Origin of the sequence: Halobacterium sp. KA-4, assembly GCF_021028995.1 — an archaeon.
Lineage (GTDB): Archaea > Halobacteriota > Halobacteria > Halobacteriales > Halobacteriaceae > Halobacterium.
The window spans coordinates 23,487-45,540 of the sequence record NZ_JAJJZG010000020.1; the positions used below are offsets into that span (position 1 = coordinate 23,487).

A 22,054-nucleotide genomic window follows, 5' to 3' on the forward strand; every position below is an offset into this window, starting at 1 on the left:
CAGTGGCACCCAATAAACACTATGGTCCCGCGAATTCAGCGGTATTGTGAGTCGTCTTCAGACATATCGGGGGGAATCGGCGTGTGGGTACAATTCGGCCGACTAGGGATTGTTACGGGCGTGTCGTAGTTCTCGTTATCATACCGTTCTTTCAATCGGTTAAGTAACGGATCAATTTCCCACGTGTCGCCAGCTAGTTTCCTTGTACACTCTGACCCTCTGTCTTCGTGTGGCGAATGTGGAATATAGCATTCTGAGTACCCGAGTTCCTTCAGCTGTAGAAATGCCCCGTGGTTGTAGAAGCGAACAGCTTGCATTCGAATCAAGGCCTCATTCCAATCGCTGCTAAACGTATTATTATCGTGTGAATGCGGCGATTCGCGCCGTGGAAGCTCCTGTAGAACACGTTCATATGCCTCTTGATATTCAATTTCGCAGTCAAAGAAGTCGATAAGAATATCTCGTGCATTTTGTTCTCGGTCGCCACCTTCTACCCTCTTTCCATAGATTGGGCGACCAGGAATGATGTCGGCAATCTGCGTTTGAAGGGCATCGTTACTTCGGATTGCTTCGGGGATTTCTAAGTAGTGACTGGCCCACTGGGTCATCTTTGATTACCTACCCTAATGTTATTTCACACCCACTTAGTGATTCGGTGGGAGCTCAGCTGCATATGTACACTTCCTAAATGGAGACACAGCTGCCTGGTTGCTGATTTGTAGTCACAAAACGTATTTCACGCACACCTGCTTCTACGAACGTATGAGCGGGTACGACCTCGTCGATATCGAGGTCACACACGAATCTGCTGACGATCTTCTGGATTCACTGTCTGAGGACGGTACTGATGGGAGTCACCTGCAGAGTATCCAAGCAGTCCGTCTGCAAGCAGGCCAACCAGATTCAGAACTCCGGTCACTGAAAGAGTTGGACGAGAACGCCGTCAAACTTCTCGAACACCAAGTGGATGCAGCCTACCGGGCTCTCTTCGAAATGGACGGAAAAGCACTCCTGGCTGACGAAGTCGGCCTCGGGAAGACCATCGAGGTCGGGATGATTCTCAAAGAGATGCACTTCCGTGAAACGGACGAATCCGTCCTCATCCTCACTCCCGCACAGCTGGCCAAACAGTGGCAGGCTGAACTCCGAGAGAAATTCGGTCTCGACTTCGTCTGCAACTACGACGACGAATTCGAAGATTTCGACGCCCACAATTACATCATTGCGAGCATCGACACTGCGAAGAGCGAGCGACATCGTCAGACGGTTCTTGATCGCGACTGGGACGTTTTGGTACTCGACGAGGCCCATTACGTCAAAAACGAAGAGACGGACCGTTACGACCTGATTGACCGACTTTCCTACAACTACGCGTTCTTCCTGACGGCGACGCCGATTCAGAACGAACTGACTGACCTCTACAACGTCGTCTCGCTACTCCGCCCTGGGCTATTCGGCACACGCGACGTCTTCCACCACTACTTCGTGAACAGCAATCAGGAGACACTGGTGAATCGAGACGAGCTACAGGATCGGTTGAACAAAGTGATGATCCGGAACCGACGGGAAGACACAGATATCGATTTCACAGATCGGACTATCGACACACGAACGTTCGATCCCACCCCGAAGGAACGCGAACTCTACCAGGCAGTCTCTGACTACGTCAAAGGGGCGTACAGTCAGGACCAGGGTCAAAAGCTCGTACTGATGCTCCTTCAGAAGGAGGTCGTCAGCAGCCCGGTCGCACTCAAGAAGACCATCGAGAAGCGACTCTACGATCAGTCGGAGCTTACACACGCAGACGAACTGGAGTCTATCTTAGATCTGATCGATGAGATCGATACCGTGACCAAACAGGAACGACTCTTGGATATCGTCGAAGAAGCCCGCGACAACGTCGAGATGGGGAGAGTCATCGTCTTCACCCAGTTCCGAGCAACCCAACAGCAGATCCTCGACAGGCTTGCCTCGGAGGGATACACAGTACACGCATTCCACGGCGGGCACTCAAGCAGCGAGAAGGAGCAAATTGTCGAGGACTTCGAAGAAGAAGGAGGAATCCTTGTCTCAACTGACGCCATGAGTGAAGGCCGTAACCTACAGTTTTGCAATATATTAGTTAATTTAGACTTGCCGTGGAATCCGATGCGTGTTGAACAACGTATCGGACGCGTACACCGGATCGGCCAGAAGCGAGACGTATTCATCTTCAACATGGCGTTGAAAGATACAGTCGAAGAGTACGTACTGGAACGGTTGTACCACAAGATCGATCTCTTCCAGCAGAGCGTCGGAGAACTGAGTTCAATCTTGAGCCGCTTGGAAGAGTCGGGAACAAGCTTCGAAGACGAGATCTTCGAACGGTTGGTGGCCGCTGATTCCGAAGTCGATCTTGAGAACGACTTCGATGCGATGGCAGTTGACCTCCAGGAACAGCGCGAACTCGCCGACAAACTTGAGGAGTTCAATAGCGGTGTGTTCGAAGGATTCGATCTGGGGGAGAGCGATGACTGACGCTTCGATTTCTGTCACGCAATCTGTGGTAGAGCAGTTCACAGAACGGTATCTCCGATCTATCGGCTGTTCCATCGAGCGAAGTGACGATCGCTGGCTGGTGTCGGTACCCGATGACACAGACACCGAGATTACCCACGGGAGACACACACTCATCCGGGGGGAGGGTACTCCAGACGATGACGATGATAGAACGAAACGGCTGCATCCAGAGAGTGCGTTCTTTCAACAGCTACTCCGTGAGGCGGGTGAACGATCGCCGTCTGGCAAGCTGTCGATAGAGAGTGAATCTGACATCGAGAGTCCGGAGTGGATCCAAAACGGCGCTGTCGAGGTACAGAGCGCACAGTTCACTCCGTACTACGACCGCACAGCCATCGTGGTTCTCTTTCGTGTCGGTATCGAGACCGTCAGTGAATACCAGCAAGAGCTTCTCCGCGCCGTCGCTGTAGACACGCGATCAGAGGAGAGCCTTCCAAAACTGGCGGAGACATTCCTCGACACCACCACAGTAGAGAGCGAGACGGCCACTAGTGGCACTGTACAGCTGACCAAGACAGATGTGCGACCTCTCCTCGAAACAGCCCGGGAACTGTTGCTGGAAAGCGTACAGGGGCAGCTCGACGACATTCATCGAGAAGCCTCGCGTGCGGCAGATTCAGAAGTTGAAGAGTACCGTCAGATGCAACAACAGCGTATCCAGGAGCTACAGGAAGAACACTCGAACCTGTCGTCGAAGATCAACGATCTGAGTGAGAAGATCAACACAGGAGACGAGGATTCACGCGTCCAAGCGTTGCGAGAACGGAAAGAACTCAAATCGGAGTACGAGGAACTCGACGAGACGCTCAACGAATTACAGGAGCGCCGTGACAGTGGATTCCCCAATCGACAACGAGAAATCCGAGAGCGGCACTCACTTGACGTGCAGGTCACACCGCTTACTCTGACGGAAGTTGAGTACGAGCGAGGCGAGATTGATTTCGAACTTATCGACGGTAGCATACATCAAACCGTTACTCTCGGATACGGGAGTGGAATCGGTGTATCCGATACTGTTCGATGTTCGTCGTGTGAACGGGAACTCACCGAACGCAACCCGCTTCAAACGGTTTCAGATGGACTCAAATGCCAGAGTTGTATCAAAGAGCGGTGATACGGCGACCCCTCGATAGTTCAATAGAGCAAAGCCGCTGAGCGAATACAGCTAGCACACTGATTCGTCAGGGAAGCCGCCGAACGAGCTGGATATCCGGAACTGAAGGCAACGCCAGGGCTACCGAAGTGAGAATTTGCTGAAAAGATTCGAAACCTCGGTGATATGGCGCTGTTAGTCTTGGAGGGGGGCGACTGTTCGGCCCGTTTCCTCGGCCTCTTCGCTGCGCGACATATTGTACGTCGCGAGCGCTTCTTCAACGGCCTCATCAAGACTCATTGGTCGACCTGATTTTGACTCTTCTACCGTATAAACGCATGCATGGCACCAGACAAGTAACAAGCACCCTCAATTCATCTCGGTCGGTGCTGAGTGCGCGGATGTTCTTCTCTGCTCTGAGGAATCCGTTGCCGCCGAACAACTTGGCCCCGAACGAATTCCGGATATGTCGAAGGAGATATCTGGATTTGCGGTACGACTACTCGAGAATGCTGGCTTCCGAACGCTGTTCTTGACTAATCAGCGCGACTAGGTCCGCTTTCGAGAGTGGATCAATATCAACACGGACCCCTTGTGCAGTATAGAAGATCTCTGCGGTCACCTCTCGACCAGAGAACCATTCATTCAGCACGTGATAGTACACGCTGAGTTGCTTCCGATACTCCCCCTCGGCGTGCCGCCCGAGGTCGGTTTTGAAGTCGATGATCTCGACGGTATCGGGACGAATGTGAACGAGGTCGATGATTCCAGAGATGGTGACCTGCTCGCCGTCGACAGTGAGTGGCAGATACGCATCCACCTCAACTCGTAGCTCACCATCGAGCGAGTCTATGAGCGACTTGAGGTGACGCTCGTCGTCGTTCGAGGGTTCGACGTCTCCTTCCAGTACGTACCGCTCAGCAAACTCGTGGGTCTGCGTTCCGAACGCTGTCCCTCTCCCGTCATCAACATCCTCGAACACATCGTCACGCATCAGCGTATGTGGCGAGTGACCGACTGGACCATCCGGCGTCGGGACAGCAATCTGCAAGTGTGCCTGCGTCGTCTCGTCGATGTCGTCTTCCTGAATGTCGGGCTCCAGTTCCTCGATGTCGACCGGGAGCTCTTCAATGAACGTGTTCGGGCTCTCGCCTGCAGCGAACACGAGATGGCTCTCAGCTCGCGTCATCGCGACGTAGAGCAAGCGTCGTTCTTCGTCGTATCCACGCGGCAGGCACTTTCGAAGGACATCGGCCCGCCAGTTGTCGTGGATGTGAGGATACCCATGATCGTCGGCGTAGAGTTTCCGCTGGCGTAGTCCAATCGGATCGGCGAACGTGATCGCGTTACTGTTCCCGCCTGACGGCGGGAAGCAATGGGAGTTCATGTTCGCGAGCACGACAATGGGATGCTCGAGTCCCTTGGCCGCGTGGATGGTCTGGACCGTCACCGAATTCATACCGGCGCTCGCGTGGACTTCATGGGTGCTTCCGTCCTCGATGCCGCGTTCGATGAATCGGATGAGGTCACCTCGTGTCAATGTCGTCGCGCTGTGGACGGACTGAATCGTCGTCAGCAGCACGTCGGCATACGCCCCGACGTAGTCGTACTGGGAGAACACGCGCTGGACAACCCCACCGACCGTCTCCAGTGACGCAAGCTCCGACTTGAACGCCTGCATATTGGTGGGATACTCCTCACTATCGAGGATGTGTTTGACCTCGTCGAGCGTGTAGCCAGCTTCCTCAAGCACGACTGCCCATCCTCGCTCCGCGTCGGATTCGAGAATTCGCAACCACGCCAAGAGAAGCTTCGCCGGGTCAGACCGGAACAACTCGATGCCTCCTTCGTATGCCATCGGCAACCCATACGCTTCGGCGACAGAGAGGAGTTCTCGGCCGAAGTCACGAGTCCGGGTGAGGACGGCGATGTCACCGTACTCTGGCAAACGAAGTTCCCCATCCTCCTCAACCTGATACGCGTCGTTCCCGACGATCTCCTGAATCTTGGTCAGAACGGCTTCGTGTTCGTCTTCGTGTCGAATCGCCTCTATCTGGGAGTTCTCGTGCGAGGCGTTCGAGGAGAGCGAAACGATGCGGTCTCGGACGGCCGTCTCGTCGACGTCGTCCGTGCTCGCCGCGGGCGTCACCAGACTGTGCTCGGAGAAGTCGAGAATGTCCTGCGTCGACCGGTAGTTCTCGACTAGCTCAATATCGATGATCGGGCGGGTCGCCCACGACACTCGTTCGTGGTCCTCGTTGAGCTCGTCGACGAACCGATCCAGGCGGGACTCGAACTCGGTGATGTTCTCGACGGCCGCGTACTGGAACGAGTAGATGCTCTGTTTCCAGTCGCCGACGACACAGACGTTGTTCGTGTCCGCGAGCAAGAGAGCGAGTTTGAACTGGATCTCGCTGGAGTCCTGGAACTCGTCGATCATCACGTACTCGAACGCGACGTCGTCGCGGAGTCGGTGGTCGTCACAGAGCAGGACGAACGCAAATAGCTGGAGAAAGCTGAAGTTGAGGTAGTTCCGACTGAGCGCGAACGCAAGGTACTCGTGGTAGACGTCGTGAACGAAGTTCTTGAGGGCCTCTCGCTGTTCGTCAAACACCAGCTGTGCGACGCCATCAGGAACCTGCTTCTCACCCCATCCGCCACGGATCTCGTCCTCCTTGGGCGCGTCTGGGAGATAGCACTTGTCGTCCCCGTAGCCGCCGAGTTTCGAGCGAAGCTTCGACTGCTTGTTCCCGTCGTTTCGGGGCTGGTTCAGTTCGTCGAAGATCTCGCGGAACGCCTCGAAATCACCGTCCAGGTGCCGCTCGCCGTTCCGGTACCAGCCATCGGCCGTCGGGAAGACACCTTTCGCCGCGAGCTGATTGATTAACCCGAGGAGTTCGACTGGTTCCTCGATAGCGCGGAAGAAGTCGTCGTACTCGGGATGGTCGTCGCTGAACCGACGGATGAACTCGCGGAATTGCGCCTTCTCGACGTTCTCGTCTTCGAGGACACGTGTGGACCCCGTGATGCGGTCGTCGATGCCGAGGAGCGTCGGTGCCTCGAAGCCGTGTTCCATGAGGATGTCGTGACAGAGGCTGTGGAACGTCTGGATCGGTGCGTCCGAGAGTTCACGCATCCCGTAGTCACAGTGGGCGACGATTCGGTCCTTCATCTCCGTCGCCGCGTTGTTGGTAAACGTCACGAGGAGGACGTCCTCAGGTTCGACGTCGTCTTGGTCGACGATTTCGGCGTAGCGACGGGTGACGGTGAACGTCTTTCCAGTCCCTGCGCCGGCGTCGACAACGTGGATGCCCTGTTTGCTGTCGATGAGGTCTTGCTGTTGGTCGTTTGGTGCAGTCATCGTGACTCACCCTCCAGGATGCAATCGCGGTTGTCCACGTACCGATAGTTTGGATCGCCACCGAGTCCCTGAACCGGGAAGCGCTCATCACCGGCACGACGGTCGTTCAACTCCGATAGGCGATCTTGGACAAACTGCTCGAATGCATCCACATCGCCGGTGAAATAGTTCTGGTTACGAATACGGAGCAAGTGTCTCAGGGCCTGCTTACAGCCGTTTTTCACGTACTTGTAGTCCCCGACATCAGCGATCAGTCGCTCTGTGAGCGCGTCGCCGAATTTTGATTCGATGAGTTCGTCGCTGTCGCTGGTGTCCGGGACCTCATACGCATCCAACACCGCTTGGTAGACCTCAAATGTCGACTTCGAGAAGGTCTTGTTACAGTCGTTCGCGGCGTCTTCCTGCAGTTCCGTGAAGACATCTGGGCTCGCGATGTATTCCTCGAAGGTGACTGGATAGTAGGTCACCGTAGTGAGGCAGTCTTCGAGAGAACCATTCCCAGTCACCACATCGTCAAGCGTTTCGAGGAAGTGGAAGAACGTGAATCGCAGTTCCTCATCCGGGTGCTCGGTCCGCTGGTGAGCGAGGTACAGCAACGCCTGGAAGTTCGGTTTGTCGCTCGGTGGATCGAGCGCCGAATGCTTTACAATCGAGTATGCTGACTTCTTTGAGCCACTCTTGTAGTCGAGGAGTCGGGTCGGGCTGTGAACGAGGTCGATCTTGCCCTTCAACCCGAGATCAGTGTTCTCGAACCAACGTTCAGTGTGCGACGCATCGATGGGGCGGTCGTAATACTCGGCGAAGAAGTTCTCTCCCCAACCACCGTCAGGCGTCACCAGGCCGTCACCGTGAGGTGAGTTTGCATTCAGGAATTCAACGATGGTCTGGAGACCGACGCGGTACTTGGTGAGTCGAACTTCCCGGTCGACGCCCCGGAGGAACGGGTCGACTTCGTCGAGAATGGCTGCGGCTACATCGTCGAGTGTATCAGACGTGATGGCGTCCGGATGCGAGACATAGAACTCCGCGAAATCGTGGAACAGGTTCCCTTCCCTAAAGTGGTCCTTGTCCGGGTTGTCGACGAGTCGACTGAAGAAGTAATCACGGGGGGAGTTGACGTAGGAGTTCAGACTCGACTGGCTGAGTGCGGTGACGTCCTCGTGGGAGACATCGAGTGGTTCTTTTTCGAATCCGTCCTGTGTCGTCCGAGACGCCCGTGAATGCTGCAGTGAGTCCAAATCACTGAATCGGTCGAACTCCTCGTCGAACAGTTCCTCAAAGTATAGGCACGGGGTGACAGGCGTTCCACCGGCGGTGTCCTGCACGAGGTAGTACTGGTCGACGCCGTTCTGCAGGAGAAGTTGGAACTGCCGAATGTTCCGTTCAAACTCCTGATCTCGGTCGACCCACGGGCGACGAGGCGACGAATGTGTCCAACCTTCGTCGAGGCCGAGATAGAACACGACGGCGCGGTCGACATGAGCGGCCGATTTTGCATCTGCCAATAGGACACCTTCGTTCTCCCGATCCACAGGCACTTCGTACGACTGCAAGTAGAATTCGAGACGGTCAACTGCCGGTTCGGTGACGGCGTCGTCGAGGAGGCCGACCGTCGCGAGTTCCTCTCTGAAGGCGTCGATAGAGGCATCCGTGACTGCTTCGTATTCGTCGATGGCCTCCTCGAATGTGCGGGCACGAATCTCATCACGGAACTCAAGGAGCCAGTCTACTTCCGGGTGGTCGAGGTCGTAGAGACGCTTCTCGTCGTGCTCGATGTCGACGGGCATCCCGAGCTGGGTGAGGAGTGGTCGAACGTCGCCTACTCGTGTATCTCGGCCAGCGTGAGCACTTCGAAGGAGCTGTAAGAATGCGCGGTGACGGGCATCGTCGTTGAATCCCGGACCGCCGTAGTATGGAATCTCTGCCGCTTCCAGCGCCGACTCAATGAGCGAGGAATACTGACTGGCTGCATCGAGGACGACAGCCACGTCATCGGCGTTCTCCGGTGTGACCGTATCGAGGACCGCGTCGACGATTGCGGCCGGTGAATCGAGAATGCGGAAGGATGGATGATCGAATAACCCCTCGGTGAACGGGTCGACCGTCTCGTAGTCTGGGGGAAGGATCGAGCGTTCGAGTTCGGTAAGCTGCTTGAAGCCGACAACAGCGACCGACGTGTCGGCTTCGATACTGTACTCAGTGAGACGGTTAGATGTCGTGTCCATCTCTGCGATACAGTCGACAGCAGTGTGCGTTGCCGTCGTCGCGAACTGCTCGTAGTCCAGAATAGCGTTAGCCGTCCCCTGATATTCCCAGCACTGGAGGATGTTCCCGACCGCATAGGACGTCTCCTTCCAGTTGAGGTCAGTTGTCTGAATGATTTCGAGGAACGCAAGTCGATCCTCGGCCTGTTCTCGGCGTCGGGCAGCCAGGCGCCGTGGTGTGATCGCGAATGGCCCGAAGTGAGGTTGGTCAAGACGCCTGTTCAGGGCACTCGCCATCGGCGCATCCGGCACGAGCACAAGGTCGAAATCCTTGCATTCCTCGTAGAGAGAATCGATAGACTTCGCTCGTGTAATTGACACGGACTATCGGACTCAGGTGGCTTTCAAAAATGTGTCGTCAGAACAGTCCAATCAGAAGTTCGGGATGATTCCGATAGATAGCGGAAGTAGGGGGTAAACGAACGAAAGAGAGATGATGATGAGAGTGACTATTGTCGCTCCTCTGCTAAAATAGTCGTAACCACTGTGGCCGAACGGTCCATCAGTGGGAACAAAAGAAAGGGTTGCAAGCACTACACCAGAGACCGCTAACGCAAGTGACTGCGGTTGTCCGAACGAAAATGCAAACCCAGACCAGATTGCCAATCCACACCAGACGGTGAGTAGAGCGTAGAAAACCCTTCGAAGTTGGGTTTGTGCCCGCTGACGTTGCGTTTCAGCTAACCCCACGTATGCTGATTTCCGGTCTTCCAGATCACCAAACCGGAATAGATCCTTGTTGAACCGGCGGATATGCTTCTCATAGAAGTCATAGTCGTTCTTCACCTCAGTGATTGTGTCGTCCAGATCCTCAATTCTTCCTTGAATGAGGGGGAGGTAGAACCCAACAATCACAATAAGAACAAAAATCGAAAACGGTGGCACCAGATCTCGGTCGCTCCATCGAAGTACCAAGAAGATGTTCGCGACGATTGCACCAAGGAGTGTGAACGTCAATCGTTGGATATCTTGTGAGGTTTCATTGGCTGCCGACGAAAGCCTCTCAGTCAATCCAGCCATCAAAGTCTGCGTGTCTTCAAGTACATCACTTAGAGCTTCGAAATTTTCTTCGACAGCAGATACCTGGAGGTCCTGATAACTCGATTTAACGTCTTCAATGACCTCTGGGAGCATCTCGATGCCACGCTCCGTACCTCGACAATGTTCAGTTATCGCCAGCTGCCAGAGATCTCGAAATGCGTCTTTTTTCTCTTCAGCTTCAAACGATTGATGAAGGTCTCTAATCGCACAGATTCCACTCTTGCCCCACTCTGCACATTGCTCAGACAAGTCAATCCGGGGGTTGAATTCAGGTTCACTAGAGAATTGGAACTGCATCGTCTGACCGTCACGGTCAACAGCTGCGGAAAGAACTCCTAAGAGAGAATACGCATAGAGAGGAGAAACTTGTTCACTGTCGCAGGTTTCCCAGAGGCCCTCAACTATCGATGGATGGATTGGTGAAAGATCTCCACGCCAGTGAGTGAACTTTCGGGAAGCAGACATAGAGTCAAAATATTGATCGGCAGCCTCCTCAAGTTCCTCCTTTGGGAGTGTTTCGACGCTACTCGCGGTCCACATTGGAACGGGGAAGACCTCATCTGGAGCATCCTGGAGAAAGAGAAAGACAGGGAAGGATTCGTATTCGAAGAGCTCAGCTGCAACCTCATGTGGGCTGCGGCTTCCGATCCATTCGAATAAATCCGACGGCGTCCACCAGAGGAGAGGGTTCAAATCAAAATCAAAAATGAACTCATCGCCGAGAAGTTCAGAGGCAATTCGCCCTTTCTGAAGGCCGATTTCGATAGTGACGGTAGTACTCGCATCGGTGAGTTCTGAGGCAAATTCATAAAGCAAGCCAGCGGCGTTCCGTATTTCGTCTGGATAGTATCGGTCAAACCCTCGGCGATAAAAATCGACATCGACGGCAGGTTCCAGATCGCGGTCAGCGAGCGCCTCTAGACCTTCGTCGTTTACGCTGAGTTCTCTCCCAGACAATTCGAACAACCGCTGATCATCAGCTATCAAGCGAAAGCCGCTAAAATACGCAGGAAACGAATCCCAAGCCTCGAATAGATTTTTGAATGTGTCCTCGGACAGAGAGCTAGCCTCAGTATTTACCGAGAGATTAGAGATGGCTTCATCATTGACTGATCCGGTACTCGAAACTGCGACTATCCTTTGAATGAACTCACGAGGCGTCATTTGAATAGGCTAGAACAGGTCTCGGATGTCAGGAACATTAGACAGGTCATCTACTAAGGAGCGCTTCCCATTCCCACTTCCGACTGTGAGTTCTGGCTGTAGGTCAGACAGTAGCATATAGAACTGATCACCGTCTCGTGCGAGTTGGACATTATCACTTTCACGCAACTCACTTATTGATACGCGGATCGATTTCCCTGCAATTCGAACACTAACGTCTCCCTGATCAACGTCTACCTCCGTTCCATCGGCATCATCCAACGTAATTGGGCCCCCATCAGTGAAGTCCTGATACGTGGAATAAGCAGCCGAGGTTTCATTTTCGCTGGCACGTTGCTTGATTGCAGACTCAACTAGTTCGTCCGGATGCGGAGCTGCTTTGAGATTCAGGAACCCGTACCAATACTTGGCGTAGTGTTGTGCCCCTCCCTCCTGATACAGCTGTGCACTATCTTCGTCAATTAGCTCCTCGTATTTGTCGTACTTAGGGTAGACGACGCTTTTGTCCGTCTCTTCTTGGATAACGCGCTCGTTTTCGGTGAATACTGCTTCTGTGTCTTCGTGGTCGAGGTCAATTTCGTGAGCACCTTCTAAGTAGGGAGTCTTTAGAATCGCAGCGAAGGTTTCGTCGTACTCGCTAAATTGAGTATAAATGAGAAGATCCGATACAGAGCGTGCTTCATTAAGGTAGAGCTGGGAAAGAGACTCTCCAACACTTTCGATGTCACTCCCATCTCGAACTCTTTCGAGTAATTCTACAGTCGTACGGTCCTCATCCTCAAGATTTACCGATGCACTACGAGCAGCATCCGTGAAGATGTGGTTGCGAGCATTCTTCGTGTCGTCACTATTGTAACGTCGCCCGAGTGTGTCCCGCAGCATGCTTGCGACAATCCGCTCGGCTTCTGCACCAGCGTCAGTAGCTAGATCGTCCTCATCAAGCGTACCAACAAGATCTGGGGCCGGATTTTCGATTTCCTCGCCCATTTCGCAACTGAATACGGCAACAGACTCGACATCCACCATATTTTGTAATTCAATAATAGCCGTGGTCAAATGTCTATCGGAGAATATGACATGTTGTGACCTCAATTTCAATCCTGACTTCGGAGTGTAACTCAGAGTTTTGCCGTCGACGTCGAGAATATCGGCGAATCGGGTACTTGGGCGCTATCGAACCCCTTGCAGATCGCGGATGAGCGAGATTCGGCGCGAAAATCCGGTCTGACTGAGGAGAATCGGTGAGTCAGCCGATAGCTGCCGCTCTGGAGTCGTCGAACTCGCCGGTGTCGCGCCCCTTAATCAGGTTCGTCTTGGAGGTGAATCGCGAGCCAGTCCGCCAGCTCCCCCGCAGAAATCGCTGGCGTGTAGTCAGTAATTTCTCGCGTAACGGTGGCCTTCAGGAGGACGTCGGCGAGCCGCCAGACGTTGTACATGAGGATACCGAACACGAAGTAGTACACTCGTAACTCGTGCTCCGTCGACGAGGTCCGCGCGAGGAACTCCTGTTTGATCGCGCGGTACTCGTTCTCGATACACCACCGATTCGCGTAGTGTTCTACCCACGCTTCCGCGTCCTCTGGAGCGATCGAACGGTTCGTGATGAACGTCTGCGTCTCCCCGTCGTTCCCGGGAACGTAGAGCAAGCGTGACTCGTGTGAGCCCCGTGCAGTATCGACTTTCGTTCTCTCCACGGCAACATCCTTCCCGTCCTGCTCCATTCGCTCGGCGACCTCGAGCTCGCTCGAGTGCTCGATCTTCGGCAGGAGGTAGTCGACACCGAGATCATCCAGCACCTGGTAAACGTCGAGTGACTCAAACCCCCGATCGGCAAGCACCAGATCGATGTTCACGAACTCTTTGGCGCGTTTCACGAGCTCTCGAACGGTTCGGTGGTAGTGGTGGCTCGGGTTTTCGTCCCATGCCGAACTCTCGATGACCGGCGCGTACGCGAGAATCACCGGCATACTCTTCCCGACCAGCGAGAGCGTCGCGAACTTGTACGCCCGCCGCCCTGGGTCTTTCGTCCCGTTTACCTCCGAGGGGAGGTCGTCGTCGGCGTGGAACTCCCACGTCGTGATGTCTATCGCCGCCGTCACCGGACGCTGGAGGATTTGGATATCGTTGGCAACGCTGAGCAGGTTCTCTATCGACTGCGTGAAGCCTGCCTGAATCGCGTCCCTGGAGAACTTGTTGACGGTACGCAGATGGGTGTCGCCGTGGGGTGTGTAGTCTTTGCCGAAGAAGTTCTCCATCCGTGACTGACCCGTCGGCGTTCCACACCCGCCCATTGCCATGAGCGCTTGTAGCTCGTCGAACCGGCTGTCGGGGTACTTCACGTTCTCCGCTCGCCCAGTATCGAACGCCCCGAATACCGTGTCTCTGGCAAGTCGGACGTGCTTCCGAATCTGGTCCTTGGAGAACTCGCCGACGTGCCGCTCACGAAGGTCGGAGTCGTTCTCTTCGACGTGTCGTGGTTGGCGAAGGTCAAGCGCGCCGTCGTTCTCGTAGGCGGCGTCGACGAGACGCTCACTCACCGAGAGGATGCTCCGTTTAGCAGTATCGGAGAGGTGGTCGTCCCACGCGTCCGTCAGCGTCTGGCGCGTCGGAGCCGTGTTGTACTTCCCGAATTTAGCCGGGTCGAAGCCAAGGCGGACTGCCCGTGCTTCCGTCGAGAGATACTCGTAGAGCCCCTTCCAGGAGAAGCCGCCAAGTTCGCGGCAGAGGATTGCTCGCACTATCGGTTCTACGTCGTACTCCCGGTGTTCGAAGAAACTGTGGTCCTCTTTCTGGAGTATTGGTTTCGTATTCAGACCCTGTACGAGTTCGATAAGGTTTGATGCGGCTGTGAGCCCGTCGTGAGCATCGTCGGCGATCAGTTTCGGGGCAACCTGCTCAGCCACCTCAACCAACCTCGGACAATTGAAACATCCATTTCCTAGTTTGAATCGAAAGCATGTCGCACCACTCCAGGTGCTAAAACCCGTTAAACAATCCGATATGCGACACGTCATTTCAATCTATCAAACTTCGCTGTCAAAGTCTTGGACAGCGTCTGAGATTTCCGTTCACCAAGTTTGAAAAACAAATTATGTTTCTAATATATTGCCGGAATAAACTGCGTAACGATGCTTCAGTAGCGTCTGTGAGAAAATCCCAGTAAGCATAGATATCTCAGTGATTGAAGCGATTTGTTTGTCATTGTCTCAGCGGGTGAGGTCAGATCGTGACCCGTTTTTAGGCGAGATATTCGATGATACGATGACTTCTCTACGCATACTCTTCCAATTATTTCAAGTCTAGTCCGTATAATCAAACGACTGGGTCCGTTCCAGAACTATTTATCCCGGTATCAACGATTCGACTCTCGTTTGATCGACGCGCGCTGTCCTTTCTCGATCGGTGCGCCGACAGTGTTACCCCATTCGACCCACGAACCGTAGTAGTTCCGGACGTCTCCGTAGCCGAGGAGTTCGTGGAGCACGAACCACGTGAGTGCGGATCGCTCGCCGATTCGACAGTACGTAATCACCGCTTCCTCTTCGTCGATTCCGTGTTCACCGTAGATCTCGCGGAGTTTGTTCTCGGGCTTGAAACAGCCTGTTTCCTCGACGACCTGGTTCCACGGGATGTTCCGGGCACCGGGGATGTGTCCACCACGTTGGACGCCCTCGTTCCACCCGGGTGGTGCGAGTATCTCCCCTCGATACTCCTCCGGCGTTCGGACGTCCACGAGCGTCGTCTCCCGGTCGAGCGAGGCCATCACGTCCGGTTGATCCGCGCGAATGTCGCGTCGTCGGTCAGCGACCGTGTATGACTGCGGCGTGAAATCCGGGACGTCGTCGGTGAGCGGCGCGTCGCGTTCCTTCCAGAAGTCCCGTCCACCGTCGAGGAGACGCACGTCTTCGTGGCCGTAGTACGTGAAGAGCCAGTAGGCGTGCGCTGCAAACCAGTTTCGCATATCTCCGTAGACGACCACTGTCGACTCCGGTGTGATCCCGAACCCGCCGAGCAGGTCTTCAAACGCCGCTTCGGTCGGAACGTCGAACGTCGTCGAATCTTGGAGATCTGTCTTCCAGTCGACTTTGCTCGCTCCCGGGATATGCCCGGCGTCGTAGTTACTGGGGTCGATGTCAACCTCCAATATTCGAAGTGACGGGTCGTCTCGGCGGGCGTCGTCGAGACGGTCGACGAGCCAACCCACGGAGACGACGGCATCGGTGGTGGTGGGGGTTGTCATACGAGCTAGTTCGTCGGGGAGTGCATTAATCTCCTGTTGTCGCACACCGATCGGTCATTCGAGCCACTGCGTCCCAGTCTCGCCGTCGACGTACAGGTGGACGAGTTTCGACTCTGCCTGTCGGAGTCGGTAGGAGAGCGTGGACCGCGGAATCTCGAGATCGGTCGCGATCTCGTCGAGCGTCGTCTCTCGCGGTGGGTCGTAGTAGCCGGCGTTCACTGCTGCATGAAGAGCGTCCGCTTGCTCGTCGGGGAGTGCCACCCCGGTCAGTTCGTCGCGTCGCCACTCCGTCGCGTCCTGAAGGTGGCCCATTCGGAAGGAGAGGCCGTCACGGAGGCGTGCGCCGAGTTCGTCGTAGAAGATTCCGATCTTCTCGTCGGAGCGCATGAGGACGCGCCACCAACACGTCGATTCTCGACGGCGCGTCTCGAAGATCAATCCGCCCGGAAGATGTGCGCCCGCGAGCGTGTGAACTGACTCACACTCGCAGATATCGGCGAGGTACGAGTAGAGAACGAGTTCGTTCGTCGTGCGCTCGACGACGTCGTGGTGGCGGGCCGCGACGCATCGACGGTCGGTGATCGCCTCCCCACAGGCGTCATCGTCGAACCGAACCGCTTCGAGGTCGTCCAGGGCGGCCCCGGGGCCCGTCGCGTGTTCCATCCGCCAGAAGGCGTCCTCGTCGACGACGGCATCGAGTGAGTGCGCGCTCGCTCGCGGGTGCTCGATGAAAACGTCCATGACGGGGTCGGCCCCGTGTTCGTATTCGATGGCGAATGTGAGCTCCCGCATCATCCCGGTTTCGTTGTCGTTCGACAAAAATTGTTCGTGATGCGGTCAGAAGAGTGCTTGCACGACGACGAGCATGACAGTCGCGACGACGAGGAGACCGGTGAGCACGACGAGGATCGGCTTATATCCCGTCGAACGGAGCTCGTCGACTTGGAATTCAAGGCCGAGCCCGGCGAAGGCGAGCAGGAAGGTCCAGTCGGAGAGATGTGTGAGTGAATCGATCTGTGCGCCGCTCAGGAGGCCGAGGTTCGCGACGACCATGACGACGAGGAAGCCGACGACGAACTTCGGGAAGGTGTCCCAGAGGAACCGCCAGCTGACGGTGGCCGTCCCCCCGTCGGCTGCCACACTACTCTCATTCCCATCGTCGCTCGCGCGCTTTCGGGCGTAGTAGACGGCGTAGGCGACGGCGACGAGCCCGATGAGGGCGTTTCGGGTGAGCTTGACGAGGAGCGCCCACTGGCCGGCCGACTGCGAATAGGCGAATCCGGCGGCGGTGACGGGACCGGTGCTGAACATGGTGAGACCCGCCCAGATTCCGAAGACGGTGTTCGAGAGACCGAGGAGGTGACCTACGACGGGATAGACGAAGAGCGTCGTCGAGTCGAAGAGGAGGATCGTCGCGGCGGCGAACGCGACGTTCGAGTCGTCGGTGTGAATACTCTCAGCGATGGCGACGACGGCGGAGACGCCACAGATGCCGGAGCCGGCAGCGAGAAGCGATCCGGTCTCCTCGTCGATGGCGAAGACGAATCGTGCGACGAGTTCGACGACGAGCGTCGTCGTGATGACAGTTGCTGCGACGAGCAGGAGGATGGTGGGTCCGGCGGTGAGGACGCGGTCGAGCGCGATGCGTGCACCCATGACGACGATCCCGATTTCGAGCCAGACCTTGTGCGTGCCGACGGCGCTCCGCGCCCAGTCGGGGACCCCGTAGAGGTTCCCCACGAGAAGGCCGAGGAGGATGGTGAGAATCAGGTGATTGACGGGGATGACGGTCGCGATGAGACGGCCGGCGAGCCCGATAGCGAGCAGTAACAGGAGTCCCGGGATGAGCGTTCGCTTCATCTGCTCACCACGGGATTGTAACGCCAGCATAGACGAGTGTGAGCGCTAAGAGGCCGAGAATCACCGCTTGCCAGCCGCTTTCAAGTTTCATCCACCACTGCGTGAGTCCAGCATAGATGTCCGTAGTATCGTTCACTGTACCATCTCTCGGACTGCGATTAGAATGAATCCTTGTTTGTCGAAGGACAATATTTGTCGAAGGACAATATTTGGTGGAGAATGCATGGGAAGACGAATTATGATGTCTCTCCGTAATTCGTGTTCTAGATTAGAAATTCGACAGGTTTCGATCGAGAGACTCCATTAATCCAGCAAGACCACTCTCGGTAAACGACTGAGATCGCGGCGAGAGAACGTCGTTCAACCGTATCCTCTAATTAGACCGGGTTGGGTTATTTTCAGTGTCCCAAATAATTGAATATGGTTATATAATTGGATTTCAATCTTCAGTAACACTCCAGAAGAACGTTCGTGTTGCCTAATTCCGCGGTTATAACGACCCAGATGGTGGGAGGTTATCGTTTACAGAAACCCACCCTCCGAAGTTGGGTTCAATCCCCCCGAGATATGTGTATAGCGGCATATAGTTTATTCCCACTGCTCATTTCATCGCACAATTTTGCGTGGGTTTAGCAGACTGAATTGGTCTGCCTAACCCACAAACTGATAAGGAATCCGATTGAAACGCTGAACGACTCGAATATGCCACTCTTAGAATCGCCATACTGGGCCGCGACCAGGTTTCTAACCGAATTCTGCACCAATCCAATTTCGGACGGTCAAGTCCCCCAGAGATCGGTACAATGAGTCGGTCGGATGCCGAGCAGGAGGGCAAGACCGACGCTGAGCGGGTGCCATCATTCGATGGCGTCCGATGGACCTCGTGCTCGCTCGAGGACTTCACGGACCTGTACTGGGACGAGATTGCCCCCTGCGTTGAAGCAGAGGGTATCGATCCGAGAGGCGAGAAGCCGACCCACCAGTGGTTTCGGGATCACGATGCGCGGTCATTCCTCGCGGCTCTCCGCCGCCATCACGATCGCTCATTCGGGGAGTTCTGGAACGAGGACCTCGAGCTCGGTGGTGATGAAGAGGGCTACACATGGGCAACGACGGATGATGCAACATTGGACGCCCTTGAACAGTTCCTCAACCGGCGGAAATCACGATACAGCCTTGCGACGTCGTCCGTCGACGCGCTGCGAACGCGACTGAATCTCTACGTCCGTGCTTATCGAGAGGCAAACGGGACAGATGACCTCCTTACACCGATTCAACGAGATCAAGAGAATCCAGACTACGAAGCCGTTGACGCGTGCTATGCAGCATTCGACTGGTTGAACGAGGGAACTAAACGCGAATACAGTGCCCAGACTCTCCAGCGTGTGCGGCGCGTCGTCGACGCCTGGTATCAGCATCTAGTCGGTCGACGGGTTGCCTCGATGAACCCTGCGAGCGGCCTCTACGACGAATTCAAGTGGGAAGTCGAAGATTCACCCACACCTTCGCTTTCAGCGAATCAGATTCGGAAACTGATGCAGGCGTCGGAGACAACGCGAGAACAGCTGCTCGTGGTGGCGTTAGCTGGCTGGGGACTTCGTGCAAGTGAGGTCGCCGCACTCCATGTATCGCAGTTCCACCGTGACGTTCCCGAAGACGACATCCCCTTCATTACGTTCGAGAGTCGCAAGAACGGGCCCGGTGAGGTGTCTCTCCTGTACGGAATGGACGTTCTCGACTCCCGAATCGACGAGCTAGCGGAAGACGATACGTGGACTGGATACCTGTTCCCCTCCTCTCAGGGTGAAACGCCGTACGTGACCCGAGATACAATCCGGAATTGGTTCCAAAATCTTGCATTGGAAGCAGATCTCCCCGAGCGGATCGAGGGTGAACGACCGAGTCCACAGCTCTGTCGTCGATTCTGGTACGACACCTATACAGCAGTCCTCGAAGGCGTTCTCGAAGGTCTTGACGAAATCGCTGCAGAGCAAGGTAGTAGCGATCCTCGGGTAGTGATGCAAAATTACCTGTCTGACTCGCGTGCTCGCCGAGTCCGACGAGAATTCATGCGAGACCAACTTAACGCAGCCTTCGGAGAGAGAACGTAACATCAACCCATCTGTCGAGCTATTCCAAATGTCTGTCCTCGGTTGGTGACTGAATCAATGAGTCACAGAGTCAATGAAGTATTGACTTCTGGAAGTTAAGAATCAAAGAGTCCATGATCTATAGCGTCATTTGCCATCATGGAGAGAGTCAATTCACCGACTCATAGAATCATTGAATCACTGAATCAGTGAGTGTCTGAAGCATTGAATCGAGGATTCAGGAACACCAGACCCGCATCACGAAATCACTGAATCAATGAATCAATGAAATTTTGACGTTGTGAATCATTGAGTTTGTGAGTCAATGATTCAAAGACAGTGCTCGGGGAAGAGGCAATCATAGCTCTTAGGCCCTCAAGCGCTGATATCCGACAGAATCGCATTGAGAGAGATACAACTGAGTGTCTGACATGGATTTATGAGTCATTGAATCAATGATCGAACTATGACCGAGACACCTCGTGGATGGGGCGTCACACCATCGACTGGCATCCCCACGATCGCCTTCGGCAACCAGAAAGGCGGGACAGGAAAGACAACGGCGACGATCAACAGTGCCGCGGCGCTGGCCACTCGCGACCACGATGTTCTTGCAATCGATATGGACCCACAGGCCGACATGACGAAAGGGCTTGGACTGGGTCCGGGCGACGACAACGATCCATCAAGCCCGAAGAACGAACTCCCCAACACACTAGTCACCGATGACGAGAACCTACTCGACGTACTCGTCGACAATCCGCGCACGCACGATACTAGTCTTTCAGAAATCGTGATCGAAGCCGATGAGTACGACCATCTGAACTTCGACTTGATTCCCAGTCACAAGGACATGGGCCTTGCTCGAGATTGGATGGACGATGCGAATGCTCGTCTCTCGCTGAAACTCGCCCTCGAAGAGATGGTTGACGACGGATACAACTACGATTTTATCGTAGTCGATTGCCCTCCCGACCTCTCAGTCCTGACGGACGCGGCCTTCATCGCGGCTCAGAACGTCTTCCTGGCTGCACAGACCCAAGCAACATCACGGGATGCACTTGACGATCTGTGGGACCAGCTGGAGTCCATCGAGGACAACCAGCAGATTGAGATCGCAATCGTTGGACTCCTGGCGAACATGTACCGGGACGACGGTCAGTCGCAAAAGTTCCTCAACTCCTTCGACGAGTCCTTCGCATCGATGGCACCGATTTTCAAACTCCCGATGCGAGTAGCAATCCAGCGTGCGTGGGACAACGGACGAGATATTTTCGGATGGGAAGACGCGAACGACCAGCAAGTAGAGCGCGACCTCTTCCTGGAGGTTGCGGAGACGATGGAACGAGCGTTTGACAAAACGCAGGTGGAGGCGTAAGAATGCCCCGGGGAATGGACGAGCGGTTCGAGGATCCCTCAGACGAGGTGGATGAGGAGAACGCGGTCGCAGACGAGGAGACCACAGAGACGTCGGAGGAATCGGAAGAACAGGATCGTGAAACTGCGGCAGCAACCGAGGATCGATCAGATCAGCAGAGAGCCACATCCACGACCGATACTGATTCGTCGACCAGTGAGGCAGGAGAAACAGATGACGAACCGCTGAACATCCGCGAAGATTGGGATTCAGCCACGATATACGTTGAACCGGAGCAAAGCGAGGACATCGAGATCACGTTCACTCGCCTGAAAAAGCAGCTCAAACGCGAGGACATCACGCTGGAGAAAAACAAGCACTTCTACCGCGGTGTTTTCGAGGTGGCGTTCGGCGAGCACCAGGAGGAAACGAAGGAGATGATTCGCGAACTCGCCAAGGAAGACGCCGATCAGTGAATCACTGATTCACAGAATCTTGAATGATGTGAGGACTTTCCAGCATCAATATCCGAGAGGGTAACTGGATTACCGATCGAGACAGAAACCCTACGACAGCTTACGAATAAGCGTCGTTGAACTCGCGTTCACGGCGCATCAGTTCCTCGACACCGTGCTCAAGGATGCCGCGGCCCATTGCGGTCGGCCGATAGTATGTATAGAAGCCCTGGCTGTCGGCGGTCCGTCGCTGGCGCTTGTCGACAAGCCCAACATCGACCAGTTCGTCGAGGTGGTAGTGAAAATTGTGGGATTCGACATCGACCGTGGCCTTGAGATCGGCAGCACTCAGTTCGTCGTTGGCGACGAGCGTGCGGAGGATCCGGAACCGCGTCGGGTGGCCGATCGCCTGTTGCATCGCGAGGTACTCCTCGAGTGTCAGCCCGCTATCCTCGGGAAGGGGCGGCTCCGGCTGACAAACCTCCTCTGTTGGCTGGCGATCGGTTTCGGACATTTGAGGGTGCCTCAGGTCTTACGTTGGGACGCCACGTACTTAGTCGTTCTCGACTA

The 22,054-nt window shown here is 55.1% G+C and carries 16 protein-coding genes; 5 read left to right on the forward strand and 11 right to left on the reverse strand.

Annotated elements, in window-relative coordinates; all coding sequences use genetic code 11:
* Positions 1 to 35: 35 nt before the first annotated feature.
* Complete coding sequence (locus LPA44_RS15375; protein ID WP_230890403.1) at positions 36 to 608, reverse strand: hypothetical protein; 573 nt, start codon at positions 606 to 608, stop codon at positions 36 to 38.
* Positions 609 to 762: 154 nt separating this feature from the next.
* Between LPA44_RS15375 and LPA44_RS15380 the strand changes: the two genes are divergently transcribed.
* The gene (locus LPA44_RS15380) at positions 763 to 2,517 is read left to right on the forward strand and encodes a DEAD/DEAH box helicase (protein WP_123622885.1); all 1,755 of its coding nucleotides are present in this window, start codon (positions 763 to 765) and stop codon (positions 2,515 to 2,517) included.
* Complete coding sequence (locus LPA44_RS15385) at positions 2,510 to 3,673, forward strand: hypothetical protein (protein WP_230890404.1); 1,164 nt, start codon at positions 2,510 to 2,512, stop codon at positions 3,671 to 3,673. The genes LPA44_RS15380 and LPA44_RS15385 overlap by 8 nt, the downstream gene beginning before the upstream one ends.
* 478 nt (positions 3,674 to 4,151) lie before the next feature.
* Here the strand turns inward: LPA44_RS15385 and LPA44_RS15390 are convergent, their stop codons facing one another.
* From LPA44_RS15390 to LPA44_RS18150, 9 genes are all read right to left on the reverse strand, one after another.
* Positions 4,152 to 7,013: a UvrD-helicase domain-containing protein gene (locus LPA44_RS15390; protein ID WP_230890405.1), complete on the reverse strand. Its 2,862-nt coding sequence runs from the start codon at positions 7,011 to 7,013 to the stop codon at positions 4,152 to 4,154.
* Positions 7,010 to 9,598, reverse strand: coding sequence for a PD-(D/E)XK nuclease family protein (locus tag LPA44_RS15395; protein WP_230890406.1), 2,589 nt, complete (start codon positions 9,596 to 9,598; stop codon positions 7,010 to 7,012). The genes LPA44_RS15390 and LPA44_RS15395 overlap by 4 nt, the downstream gene beginning before the upstream one ends.
* 51 nt (positions 9,599 to 9,649) lie before the next feature.
* Positions 9,650 to 11,482: a hypothetical protein gene (locus LPA44_RS15400; protein WP_230890407.1), complete on the reverse strand. Its 1,833-nt coding sequence runs from the start codon at positions 11,480 to 11,482 to the stop codon at positions 9,650 to 9,652.
* A gap of 9 nt (positions 11,483 to 11,491) precedes the next feature.
* Positions 11,492 to 12,508, reverse strand: coding sequence for a hypothetical protein (locus tag LPA44_RS15405; RefSeq protein WP_230890408.1), 1,017 nt, complete (start codon positions 12,506 to 12,508; stop codon positions 11,492 to 11,494).
* Between the two features lie 272 nt (positions 12,509 to 12,780).
* Positions 12,781 to 14,385: a transposase gene (locus LPA44_RS18285; RefSeq protein ID WP_211087679.1), complete on the reverse strand. Its 1,605-nt coding sequence runs from the start codon at positions 14,383 to 14,385 to the stop codon at positions 12,781 to 12,783.
* A 449-nt stretch (positions 14,386 to 14,834) separates the two neighbouring features.
* Complete coding sequence (locus tag LPA44_RS15415) at positions 14,835 to 15,722, reverse strand: sulfurtransferase (RefSeq protein WP_211087680.1); 888 nt, start codon at positions 15,720 to 15,722, stop codon at positions 14,835 to 14,837.
* Between the two features lie 54 nt (positions 15,723 to 15,776).
* Entirely contained in the window at positions 15,777 to 16,514 is a 738-nt protein-coding gene (locus LPA44_RS15420; protein ID WP_211087681.1) for a helix-turn-helix domain-containing protein, read from the reverse strand.
* A 45-nt stretch (positions 16,515 to 16,559) separates the two neighbouring features.
* Complete coding sequence (locus tag LPA44_RS15425) at positions 16,560 to 17,582, reverse strand: YeiH family protein (protein ID WP_211087682.1); 1,023 nt, start codon at positions 17,580 to 17,582, stop codon at positions 16,560 to 16,562.
* Between the two features lie 4 nt (positions 17,583 to 17,586).
* Positions 17,587 to 17,718, reverse strand: coding sequence for a hypothetical protein (locus tag LPA44_RS18150; protein WP_269070310.1), 132 nt, complete (start codon positions 17,716 to 17,718; stop codon positions 17,587 to 17,589).
* Between the two features lie 667 nt (positions 17,719 to 18,385).
* Here LPA44_RS18150 and LPA44_RS15430 point away from each other — a divergent pair.
* From LPA44_RS15430 to LPA44_RS15440, 3 genes are all read left to right on the forward strand, one after another.
* Complete coding sequence (locus LPA44_RS15430) at positions 18,386 to 19,693, forward strand: tyrosine-type recombinase/integrase (protein ID WP_230890409.1); 1,308 nt, start codon at positions 18,386 to 18,388, stop codon at positions 19,691 to 19,693.
* Positions 19,694 to 20,138: 445 nt separating this feature from the next.
* Positions 20,139 to 21,050: a ParA family protein gene (locus tag LPA44_RS15435; RefSeq protein ID WP_092818020.1), complete on the forward strand. Its 912-nt coding sequence runs from the start codon at positions 20,139 to 20,141 to the stop codon at positions 21,048 to 21,050.
* Between the two features lie 14 nt (positions 21,051 to 21,064).
* Positions 21,065 to 21,505, forward strand: coding sequence for a hypothetical protein (locus tag LPA44_RS15440; RefSeq protein ID WP_230890410.1), 441 nt, complete (start codon positions 21,065 to 21,067; stop codon positions 21,503 to 21,505).
* Positions 21,506 to 21,605: 100 nt separating this feature from the next.
* On the opposite strand, the gene LPA44_RS15445 is transcribed toward LPA44_RS15440, so the two are convergent.
* Positions 21,606 to 21,998, reverse strand: a complete 393-nt coding sequence (locus LPA44_RS15445; protein WP_230890411.1) for a winged helix-turn-helix domain-containing protein — start codon at positions 21,996 to 21,998, stop codon at positions 21,606 to 21,608.
* Between the last annotated feature and the right edge of the window lie 56 nt (positions 21,999 to 22,054).